Raw genomic sequence first — 11022 nt, 5'->3', positions numbered from 1 at the left:
AAAAAGAAATTTTCCACTCTCCAAACGAAGGGCCCGCGCAATCCTCTGACAATGCGTCTCTTTCAGAGAACACCCTTGATCTGCCTCAGCCCGGCAATCAGGGCCTGACGTTCCCGCTCCGCCTGGTCCGTTGGCCCGAGACGGAGAATCCAAGACGGATGAGCCAGGCTGAGATGCGCCCAGCCCTCACCCTCACGGGCACGCAACGTGCCACGGACGTCTTTCAACCGCTCTGACGGACCACTTATCGCCCGTAGAGCCGTTGCCCCCAATGAGACAATCAGTCTCGGCTTCACCAAGGCAATTTCCCGTTTCAGCCATGGCTGACAGGCCGAAATATGCTCGACACCGGGCGTTTGGTGAATGCGTCGTCGGCCATTGGTTGTAAAACGGAAATGCTTGACGGCGTTCGTCAGGTAAAGAGCCTCGCGGGCGACGCCGACTTCTTCCAAACATCCCATTAAAAGCTGTCCGGCAGGCCCCACAAATGGACGACCCGCCAGATCTTCCTGATCTCCCGGCTGCTCCCCGACGATCATCACCTTTGCCGTTTCCGGCCCTTCTCCCACAATCGCCTGTGTCGCGTGACACTGCAAAGAACAGGCCCGGCAGGCGCGAATATCCTGTGCGAGCTCCGTCATTCCATCAGGAGCATGCTCCTGAACGGTGATGGCTCGCTGCCTGGCCTGAATGGCCTGATGGAATTTCGGCGCGGGTAACGCTTCCCTCGCGGCCATTTCCGCAACGCGTTTTTCAGCTTCTGCGACAAGCTGAGGAATCAGGGCGGCTTCCGGCAGGTTCTTCCAGTAGCGGCGCGGCATCTCATTGCGCATGGCTTTTGTGCGAACCCGGGCCGGATTGAAGGTCGAAGCATAATAAGTCTGCCACAGACGTTCGACATCATCCTCAAGGGCCTGCTTTTCACACGGCGTGAATGAGCAGTTCAGCGTGGCGCCATCCCAACTTATGGAGCCTCGCGGCGTCAGGATAAGCCAATCCATGTCAGCGAAACGCTTGGCAAAAAAGGACGAGACTTTCTCCAGGACATGATGATCCGGCTCAAACCATGACAGGAAGCGGCGCCGGCCATTTTCTGCTGCGTCCTGCTCCCGGAAGCGCACGAAGGCGGTCATTTTGTGTGCTGCCCGGCGAACCTGCTGCACCATGCGCCGTGCCTGACCAACATCCGGATCTGTGGGGATGGACAGAAGATCCGGATCATCCTGCAGACGCCAGAGCAGGCGATACGCCAAGGCAAACCGCTCCGGGCTGGAATGACACAGAACATCTTTCAGAACAGGCAGATTGGCGGCTTTCAATCTGACGTCCCGCCTGATCTCCCCAGCAAAAGACGTCGTTTCTGCCCGGGAGAAAAGATCTGCGTCCTTTCCTTGCAGACGCCAGACAATCTGTTCGGGAGGAACATCACGCTGCAGGGCGGCGCGCGCAGTCTGGCGCCAGGGCTCGAATGCGCTGGTATCTGCCACAGTGATAACAACAGACATCAAAGAAGGCTCATCTGTTGTGGCGCAGGCAGGAACAAAGTCCGCAAATCGTGCCGATCTGTCAGCCGCGCCGGGCTCCATCCCACCCCCTTCACAAATGGGCGCACCTTTTTAATAGACACATTCAGTCGCCCCAGATCTTCCAGGCGGATCGCCCTGTGCTTCCGCGCCATCAGAAGAGCCTGAACGGTTTTCACACCCAGACCCGGAACCCGGAGCAGCATTTCCTTGGACGCCCGGTTCAGATCCACGGGAAACTGCGCACGATTATCCAGCGCCCATGCAAGTTTGGGGTCAATCTCCAAATCCAGCATCCCACCGGGCCGTGACGCCGTCAGTTCCCCAAACTCAAACCCATAAAACCGGAACAACCAGTCAGCCTGATAAAGCCGATGCTCGCGCTGCAGCGGCGGACTGCGAACCGGGAGGATGGCGGACGCATCCGGGATGGGACTGAACGCCGAATAATACACCCGGCGCAATCCGTAAGACCCATAAAGCCCCGAACTGCTGGCCAACACGTCCCGATCGGTAGCGGCATCGGCGCCGATAATCATCTGGGTGCTCTGACCGCCCGGTGAAAATCGTGTCGCACGGCGGCCGGTGTGCGTTTTTTCCTTTGCGGCATCGATCTTGAGGCGCATGTCCCCCATGGCACGACGGATGCCACCTGCATCCTTTTCAGGCGCATAATCCTTGAGGCCCGTTTCTGTCGGCATTTCGACATTGATGGACAGGCGATCCGCGTACAGACCCGCTTCCTCCAGAAGTTTGGGGGATGCATCCGGGATGGTCTTGAGATGAATATATCCCCGGAAACCATGCTTCAGCCGCAGATCACGCGCCACCTGAACAAGCTGTTCCATCGTGTGATCGGAGGACTGGATAATTCCTGAGGAGAGGAACAAACCTTCAATACAGTTACGCCGATAGAATTCCAGCGTCAGCCAGATCACTTCGTCTGGGGTGAAGCGCGCACGCTCCACATTCGAAGAGGAACGGTTGATGCAATAGGCGCAGTCGTACACGCAGAAATTGGTCAGCAGGATCTTGAGAAGCGAAATGCAGCGACCGTCCGGTGTGTAAGCATGACAGATCCCGTTTCCCGTTGTGGACCCCAGACCACCGGTTTTCGCAGAGTCCCGGCGCGTTGAGCCGCTTGATGCGCAGGACGCATCGTACTTCGCTGCATCGGACAGAATCGCGAGACGTTCAGACAGAGATTTCTTCATGCCTTGTTCTTATTTCGTTCTTATGGATAAATTGCAAGAACTGCATGGAATTTACCGGTTGTTTGCCATTTTTCCGTTAAACCCCGTCACCGTTTTTTAACGATACAGATTCAGGTTCCCTTAACCATTCGAGGCCTATCTTGAAGGGGCAAAACTGCACCGACGGAGAATGTCTCGATGTCCATGTCAATCAATACAAATACAGCCGCCATGTCGGCTCTTCAGGTCCTGAACCAGACGACGGACCAGCTGAGCAAGACGCAGAACGCCGTCTCCACAGGCAAGAGCGTCAGCTCCGCCTCTGACAGCCCGGCCATTTACGCCATTTCCCAGACGATGAATTCCCAGATCTCGGCCCTGTCCGGTGTCTCCACGGGTCTTCAGTTCGCTGGTCAGGTGCTCAGCACGGCTTCTTCTCAGGCAAGCTCCATCTCCACCGTTCTGAGCAGCATGTCCGAAACGGTCACGAACGCTGCCAATAACGGCGAAGACCAGGACACGCTGAACTCCCAGCTGAGCAGCTACCTGTCCCAGATCGACGTTGCTACATCCAACTCGACCTTCCAGGGCGTGAACCTGCTGTCCGGCTCCACGAGCAACAGCGTGAAGTACACGTCGATTTCTGCTGCGCAGGACATTAACGGCAACCTGTTCACCATGAATGGTGCCGATGCCACGTCCACAGGTCTGGGTCTGCAGGGCCTGAGCACAGACATGAAAGGCGTCACGATCTCGACGAGTGGGATTACGGATCTCACAGGAACCGGCGATACGGCAACAACGCTGACGCTGAAGAACCTGTCTTCCGCCGACAGCTCAAATGCAACGGCTTCAAACCCTGCCATCACAACGTCTTTCGTGCTGGACTCCAAGCCGGGCGATACCACGAATGGTGCCGCAACATCTGTTGGTAATGCCATCGCCGCAGGCCTGACGGATAGCGGCACTTCTGTGACGGTTGGCGCTGGTGGTGCCCTGACCATTGACGGTGCAACGTCCAAGACAGCCTCGGATGGTACCACGACCTATTCGCTGACCAACGGTGACACCATCACTGCCAAGGCAGACGCCAGCGGCAACATGACCTACAACGTCGCCAAGGTCGGTGATCTGGATGCCAACGGCAATGCCAAGGCGCTAACGCAGATTGTAGATGTTGATGTCTCCGGCGCGTCTTCCACCACCACGAAGAACGATCAGCTCTCCACGCTTGTCACAGCCCTTGGCAACGCCGGTTACGGTGCCCAGATGGCAAACGACGGTACGCTGACGATTGCTGGTGGTAACCTTGACGCCGCAGATGCAACAACTTCATCTGTTAAGCTGACAGGCGCCACTGTTGCAGACGGTACCGTCTCCACCACCTCCGGTACAAACGTTGTTCAGCTGGCTGTGACCGGCGCCATCAACAAGATGAGCCGCATTTCTTCCAGCATCGGTGTGGCCTCCAACACCGTTACGCAGCTTCAGACGTCCAACAGCACCCTGTCTGACGCCCTGACGACCGGCGTTGGCGCTCTGACGGACGCCGATCTTGCAGCGGAAAGCGCAAAGCTGACCTCCCTGCAGACGAAGCAGCAGCTGGCCATCCAGTCGCTGTCGATTGCGAACTCGCAATCTTCCAACATCATGTCGCTCTTCCGCGGCTAATGATGGTGGGGCACCGGTTTTTCCGGTGCCCTTCTCCGGACAGCTTCAGACGTTTTCCGAACTCGTTCAATTTTCCACGTACCGGAAGCCTTCTGAAACCGTCCTTTTGAAAAGGAGCCTCTTTTCGTGACCTACGGCATGTCACAATACCAAAGCCAGTCCGGCACCTATCTTCCTCCCCGGGAAGTGGAAGCCATGGCGTTCAGACACGTCAACGATCTGCTTTCAAAAGCGAAGACACACTCTGATCGTCAATCAGCCCTGTCTGCGAACCTCAAGCTCTGGGGAATTTTGCTGCAAGGCGTACAGCGCGTTGATTGCCCGCTGGATGAGATTTTGCGCAACGATCTGACAACCGTTGGTACCTGGTCGATGCGCTACGCTAATGTGGCCCTGAATTCGGATACATCCCTTAAGGCCCTGATCGATATCAACGAAGACATGATTGAGGGTTTGTCGGCATCCGCGCCGATAACAGCCGCTCCTTACGCTTCTTCTACCACGCCGGGCGAAGCCCGTATGGCCGTACAAATGGTTGGCTGAACACGTCAGTCGCTTTTGCAAAGAAAACCCCCTCCGCCATCAGGCGAGGGGGTTTTCTTTATCGTGTCCCTGACGCGACTACCGCATCAGGGATAATCAGACTTCACTTCCGGTTATCGGTCCGGTCGATATCTGGAATGACATGATCCGGATCGAGCGTTACAGCCTTCACCGCGCCATGCGGCTCAAACGTGACCTTCAAATCACTGGTCTGGCGCCATGCTTCTGTCGGAATACGACGGTCCAGCACTGTTCCGTCCTGATATTCAACACGGAGAACCACCGGAAGGGGCAAGGTCCCGTAGTTCAAAACCTGAACGGATACAGGATCATTTCCAGGCTGCTCAACCGATCCCACAGCGTAATCCGGGGCGGCATTGGTGAAATACCATCCACGCCAGAACCAGGAGAGATCTTCACCGGCTTCACTGCTCATCAGACGGAAGAAATCGGACGGTGACGGATGATGGTAAGCCCAGACGGCAATATACCGGCGAAAGGCCGCATCGAAACGCACTGGCCCCAAAATCTGCTCGCGCAGCAGCTTCAGACCATATGCGCCTTTGAAATACGTCACGCTGTGGCGGTATTTCTCGGAAATTTCGTCAGCACCCGTCATCAGGTTGGGCGCCCCCGGATCCGTTAGAACAGGAACAATATCCTGAGCCGGATTGCCGGTTTTCGGAGCGAACTCCGGATCACGCTTGGGTGCAAACTCGCCATTATGGAAATGGTCGGAGGCATAGGCGTCAATGAAGGTGTTAAACCCCTCATCCATGAACGGATTCCGGCGCTCGTCAGACCCGACGATCATTGGAAACCAGTCATGACCCAGCTCGTGCGTCGTGATCCAGAAGAGCTGCGGATCACGGTCGCTCATGCCATCAAACACGATGCCCGGATATTCCATGCCTGCGCCATGACCGCCGAGGTTAATGGCGTTCGGCCAAGGATATTCATACCACTGGGATGAGAAGTACTCGATGGCGTGTTTCACATACTCCGTCGAACGATCCCAGCCATGCGGACCAATGCCTTCACGCGGGTAGACGGACATCGCCAGACGCGGCACTGCACGATAATTCGTCCATGGCACCACCGGCGCAAGGTTGATGCGGGCTGCGTCCCACAAAAATGCTGGAGAAGCCGTGAACGCCACGTCACGGCTGTTGCGCATGACGTAATGCCAGGTCACCTCGCCAGACTGCTTCAGATGGCTCTTCGGGTCCGTAACGTCATCAATCGTGCGGATCATGACGCGGCTGTCGCTCTGGGCAGCCTGAGCCAGACGAGAGCGTTCGGTAGGTGTCAGCGTCTGCTCAGGGTTCAGCAGAGCGCCCGATCCGACCAGCGTAAAGTTCCACGGCACCGTGACCGAGTAATCGAAGCTGCCATATTCCAGATAGAATTCCTGCCCCAGATACGGCAGCGTGTTCCATCCTGCGCGATCATCATAAACGCTCAGGCGCGGATACCACTGGGCGATTTCGTAGATTTCGCCTTCGCGGGACGGTGTGACAGCCGTACGGCCACCCCATTCGCCAGGAATGGTGTAGTGCCAGTCGACCTTGACGAACGCGACGCCGTGAGAGTCCAGTGTCCGGGGTAGGCGCAACTGCATCCGGGTGTCGGAAACCAGCGGCGTAACGTCGACTTCGCGTCCACCCTGCACGATGGAAACATGCTCGATTTCCATTCCGGACGTATGGCTTCCAGACGAAAACCTTCCCAGGAACGAACCGCGGGAGTCCTGGCGGTAAATGTTCTGGTCAAGCTGAACCCACAGAACGTCCAGAGCTTCGGGGCTGTTGTTTGTATAGGTGATGGTTTCCGAACCATGCAGGACATGGGCCTGCGTATCGATCCGGGATCGAATCGTATAGTCCGTGCGGTTCTGCCAGTATTGCGGACCCGGCAGACCCGAACCCGACCGATAGACATTCGGAGCGTCCGGCAGGGTCAGCGGAGCAAAGACAGGCGCTGGATCAGAGAGGGTTTTAGCGGAAAGAGCGGCTGGAACCAGCACGCCTCCCAAAAGCGGCAAGAGGAAAAGGCGTGCGTGCATCCGGGCTATGATCTCCGCTCTCGTTAGTTCTTACCCCGTTATAATATCACTCAGTCCACCCAGATAGGACGCAAGATCAACTTTCAGGGGCATCAGGTAGGTATTGTCATTCTTTTCGCGCACCAGCGTCAGCATCTGGCGGGCGAGACGAATATTACCGTCCAGCGTGTCATCATAGTCTTTCGGGAACACCACATGGTTAACGCGCTCCCAATATCGGCGGGACCGTTCGCCCAGAACGGGTGAAATCCCCCAGAACACCGTGTCATCGCGCAGCCAGTCCATGGACAACTGAAGCATATGCAGATCGAAGAGGGGCTGCGTGAAGAACCCGCAGGCGCCGGCGTCTTTCTTGCGCGCAACGTCATCGAGTTCCTGCCAGGGCGCACGGCGATAAGGATCGAAGACCGCATAGACATCCAGATGCGGCGCTTCACGGCGATACCGTTCGATAATCTGTGCAGACGTGTTCGGATAAGCCACCCGATTGCTTCCGGCAGGTAGCGGATCACCCGCGACAACAAGAACAGAGTTCAGTTCCGGACGGTCAGCACCCGGCAGCGGCGCATTGGGCGCAATGTCGATCGCGCGGATATGCGGGATGACAGTCAGGCCAGACGCCCGATTAACGCGCGCCGCAGCCTCATCACTGCGCAGATCAAACCGGAGCAGGTCTGGAATATTCAGCAGATCAACTGATGGCAGCACCTTGCGGACCACCGAAACATCTTCAAACAACGCCTCTTCCGAGCGTGGAACAAGTTCAACGGAAACGCGCATCAGAAAAGATCGTCCTTCCCCAGACCCTGCGTGGCGCGGGCCGCCTGAAGTGTGTTGTGCAGCAAACAAGCAATGGTCATCGGGCCGACACCGCCCGGAACAGGCGTAATATGACCAGCGACGGGAAGCGCCTCTTCAAATGCGACGTCTCCCACAAGACGGGTCTTGCCCTCAGGGGTCGGAATACGCGTGATGCCGACGTCGATCACGGTTGCACCCCGTTTAATCCAGTCTCCGCGAACAAGACCATGCTTGCCTGTCGCAACGACGAGAATATCTGCTTCACGGGCCAGTTCACGCGTATTGCGCGTATGAATATGGGCGATCGAGACCGTGCAGTTCTCTTTCAGGAGAAGCTGCGCCATGGGCTTGCCCACCAGGCTGGACGCCCCGATGACAACTGCATTCTTGCCCGTCATGTCCTTGTGCACGGACTGAAGCAGCATCAGGCAGCCAAGTGGCGTGCAGGGTACGATGCCTTCGATCCCCAGCGACAGACGACCCGCGTTAACTTCCCCAAGACCGTCCACATCCTTGTGAGGAGCAATGGCATTCGTCACCACGACCGGATCGATCTGCGGCGGCAACGGAAGCTGCACGAGGATGCCATGGATTTGCGGGTTGGCATTCAACTGCGCAACCAGTTCCAGTAACTCACCCTGCGATGTGCTCTGCGGAAGCATATGCATGAAGGATCGCATTCCGGCGCGGTGCGTCTGAATGGCCTTGTTCTTCACATAGACTTCGGAAGCCGGATCGTTTCCGACCAGAACGACAGCAAGGCCCGGCAGGGTGTTTCCCTGCTCGATGAAGCTGGACACTTCTCGGCCGACACGATCTGTCAGGGACCGGGCAATGCCTTTGCCATCAATGAGTTTGCCGGCCAGTTCAGGGGGAAACGTGCTCATGGGCTCTCCGGATGACAACAGGCTGCGGTTTCAGTTACGCTTCACGCCAGCCCGCGTTGTGCGCAGGAAAAAGGATGGTTTCGTGTCCGAGGAAATACGCAAGAACTTCGCCAGTGACAATGTCACACCGATCTGCCCTGAAGTCATGGCCGCCCTGCTGGCCGCCAATGAAGGCAGTGTCGGGTCCTATGGAGAAGACGATCTGACCCGCTCCCTGAACGAACGGTTCGGGGAGGTTTTCGAAACCGAGGTCGCTGTTTTCCCGATCGCCACGGGAACAGCCGCAAACAGTGTGGCACTGTCAGCACTCGTTTCGCCTTATGGCGCCGTCCTGTGTGATGAGAGCGCACATATCAACATGGACGAAGGCGGAGCTCCCGAATTCTACATGCACGGGGCCAAACTGATCTGCATTCCCTCCGCGGACGGAAAGGTTGACCCTGTGACGGTCCCTCCCGTTCTGAGAAGCAATGCAGAAAGCGGCATTCTGAGCCCCGTCATTCAGGCCTTGTCCCTGACGCAGGCCAATGAATGGGGCACCGTTTACAGCACAGGCACTCTGACCGAGCTATCCCGCATCGCGCATGACCATGATCTCGCCGTGCATCTGGATGGCGCCCGCCTGGGCAATGCCCTCGCCCATCTGGGGTGCAGCCCGGCGGAAGGAACATGGAAAGCGGGCGTGGACGTTCTCAGTTTCGGGGGCACCAAAGCAGGCGCCATGGCGGCCGAAGCCGTGGTGTTCTTCCTGAATGAACGCACACGACCGCTGGTGAAGGATTTCCTGAGGCGCATCAAGCGCAGCGGAAACCTGTGGTCCAAGCATCGCTTCCTAAGCGCCCAGCTTCTGGCGCTTCTGCAAAACGATGTCTGGCTGAAGAACGCGACGCATGCCAACGATATGGCACAACGGCTCGTAGACGGGCTTCGCCGTCATGCCGCGGCCCAGATGCCCTATGAACGACAGAGCAACGAGGTTTTCGTCATTCTACCAGACCTTCTTCTGAAGGATCTGGAAGAAGCAGGATACGGTTTTTATCGCTGGCCAACACCGGAAGGCGTTCCCGGCACGCTGATCCGTCTGGTGACCAGCTATTACACACGCCCGGAAGATGTAGACGCGCTTCTGGCCGAAATCGCTGCCTGAGCAGAATGGTTGATCCGGTCAAACCCCGGATCAACCATTTCAATCAATTGCCAGCCTTGAGAGATGCATCAATCTCCAACGCCAGACGCGCCATCTTCAAGGCCCCTTCACGGCTCCCCGCCCCGCAGATGAAACGGGCCGGGTGAGCGAAAACTGCGTCGGGCACGCCGGAAATCTCGGCCAGCGCTTTCTTCTCGAGACCACCCCAAGCTTCCGGCAGGGAAACACGCTGCCCAAAGTCGCCGCGCACAGGCGGAATGGCCTTCACATTCCACTGTTCCGGACCGGCTGGTGACACGACGTACACGACCGGAAGATCACGCTCGAAAATAACCTTTTCCGTCGGCATTCCCGTTTCCATAAGCAGAATGCGCTTGTCTTCCGCAGCTTCGTAAGCTTCCACGACACGATTGGCAGCCTTCAGGCTGGCGCGAACGCGGTCCACCATGTTGACCAGATGCGCCGCAACAGCCGTTGCAGCGTTCGCAAAGCCCAGCGATTCCTGCTTTTTGGCTTCTTCCGCACCATACAGCTCGGCCGTATCCCAAGGCGGGCTACAGGCTGACACAATATCGGCCAGAGACAGCTTGCCCATCTTGGCAACGCCATTGTCGTCCTGATCCACCGGGATGATCAGGGACTTGTCGAGGGACTGCCAGATGGCAGTCAGGGTTGCCTCATCCACCGGGGTTTTGACGATATTGCGGACAGCAGCGAGCCCGTAGTCCTTCCACAGCAGACCAGCAGCGCTATACGGTGTTCCGTCTTCACGCAGGGGCTTGTCTTTCATGTGGTGATCGTAGCGGCCCTTGGTCGGGTCAAAAACGCCGCCCACGTCAAAGACAATATCCGCCTCTGCAATACGGTCTGGCGAACGGGTCCGCACAAAGGTCAGACGGTCCGTGCCCGGCTCCCTGAGAACACGTCCACGCAGATCGCCTTCTGGTGCCAGAGCATAATGCAGGATGGCGTAGCCCAGCGTTTCATCGGCATGGAAATTGCCGGAATGGGTGAGCGCCTTGACGGCTCGGGTATTGTTTTCGAGCCCGATAGGAGTGTGTTCTGACATCTGGAAGACCTGCTGACAGCGAAGGGGAGTTTCTGATTGTGCCCCCTCATGCCGCAGGGACTACGGCCAGACAACACGCTTCCTCAGGAAAATGCAGCCACTTTCTCTTTCTGCCGCCCCTTT

The 11022-nt window shown here is 57.4% G+C and carries 9 protein-coding genes; 3 read left to right on the top strand and 6 right to left on the bottom strand.

Features of this window, described 5'->3' with window-relative positions; genetic code table 11:
- Nucleotides 1-62 precede the first annotated feature (62 nt).
- Both GFR01_RS07335 and GFR01_RS07330 read right to left on the bottom strand, forming a co-directional pair.
- Nucleotides 63-1505, bottom strand: coding sequence for a UdgX family uracil-DNA binding protein (locus tag GFR01_RS07335; protein WP_099181895.1), 1443 nt, complete (start codon nt 1503-1505; stop codon nt 63-65).
- Nucleotides 1505-2737 (bottom strand): putative DNA modification/repair radical SAM protein, encoded by a 1233-nt coding sequence (locus tag GFR01_RS07330; protein WP_099181894.1) that lies wholly within the window; start codon nt 2735-2737, stop codon nt 1505-1507. The genes GFR01_RS07335 and GFR01_RS07330 overlap by 1 nt, the downstream gene beginning before the upstream one ends.
- Nucleotides 2738-2920: 183 nt before the next feature.
- On the opposite strand from GFR01_RS07330, the gene GFR01_RS07325 reads away from it, so the two are divergent.
- Both GFR01_RS07325 and GFR01_RS07320 read left to right on the top strand, forming a co-directional pair.
- The gene (locus GFR01_RS07325) at nt 2921-4387 is read left to right on the top strand and encodes a flagellin (protein WP_244902196.1); all 1467 of its coding nucleotides are present in this window, start codon (nt 2921-2923) and stop codon (nt 4385-4387) included.
- A 126-nt stretch (nt 4388-4513) separates the two neighbouring features.
- A complete protein-coding gene (locus GFR01_RS07320; RefSeq protein ID WP_099181892.1) occupies nt 4514-4930 on the top strand; it encodes a flagellar biosynthesis regulator FlaF in 417 nt (138 codons plus the stop codon).
- Between the two features lie 103 nt (nt 4931-5033).
- Here the strand turns inward: GFR01_RS07320 and GFR01_RS07315 are convergent, their stop codons facing one another.
- Genes GFR01_RS07315 through folD form a run of 3 tightly spaced genes read right to left on the bottom strand, consistent with a single transcriptional unit; the run spans nt 5034 to nt 8683 of the window.
- Entirely contained in the window at nt 5034-6995 is a 1962-nt protein-coding gene (locus GFR01_RS07315; RefSeq protein ID WP_099181891.1) for a M1 family metallopeptidase, read from the bottom strand.
- 30 nt (nt 6996-7025) lie between these two features.
- Nucleotides 7026-7775 carry a methylenetetrahydrofolate reductase gene (locus GFR01_RS07310; RefSeq protein WP_099181890.1) on the bottom strand — a complete coding sequence of 250 codons (750 nt, stop codon included), beginning with the start codon at nt 7773-7775 and terminating at the stop codon, nt 7026-7028.
- Nucleotides 7775-8683 (bottom strand): bifunctional methylenetetrahydrofolate dehydrogenase/methenyltetrahydrofolate cyclohydrolase FolD, encoded by a 909-nt coding sequence (gene folD / locus GFR01_RS07305; RefSeq protein WP_099181889.1) that lies wholly within the window; start codon nt 8681-8683, stop codon nt 7775-7777. The genes GFR01_RS07310 and folD overlap by 1 nt, the downstream gene beginning before the upstream one ends.
- Between folD and GFR01_RS07300 the strand changes: the two genes are divergently transcribed.
- Nucleotides 8682-9830, top strand: a complete 1149-nt coding sequence (locus GFR01_RS07300; RefSeq protein WP_099181888.1) for a threonine aldolase family protein — start codon at nt 8682-8684, stop codon at nt 9828-9830. The two genes, folD and GFR01_RS07300, sit on opposite strands and share 2 nt — an antisense overlap.
- 43 nt (nt 9831-9873) lie before the next feature.
- Here the strand turns inward: GFR01_RS07300 and GFR01_RS07295 are convergent, their stop codons facing one another.
- The gene (locus GFR01_RS07295) at nt 9874-10899 is read right to left on the bottom strand and encodes an MYG1 family protein (protein ID WP_099181887.1); all 1026 of its coding nucleotides are present in this window, start codon (nt 10897-10899) and stop codon (nt 9874-9876) included.
- Between the last annotated feature and the right edge of the window lie 123 nt (nt 10900-11022).

This window comes from Gluconobacter frateurii, assembly GCF_002723955.1.
Taxonomy (GTDB): domain Bacteria; phylum Pseudomonadota; class Alphaproteobacteria; order Acetobacterales; family Acetobacteraceae; genus Gluconobacter; species Gluconobacter frateurii.
The sequence above is the reverse complement of the archived record's forward strand: the minus strand, read 5'-3'. Positions and strand labels throughout refer to the sequence as shown.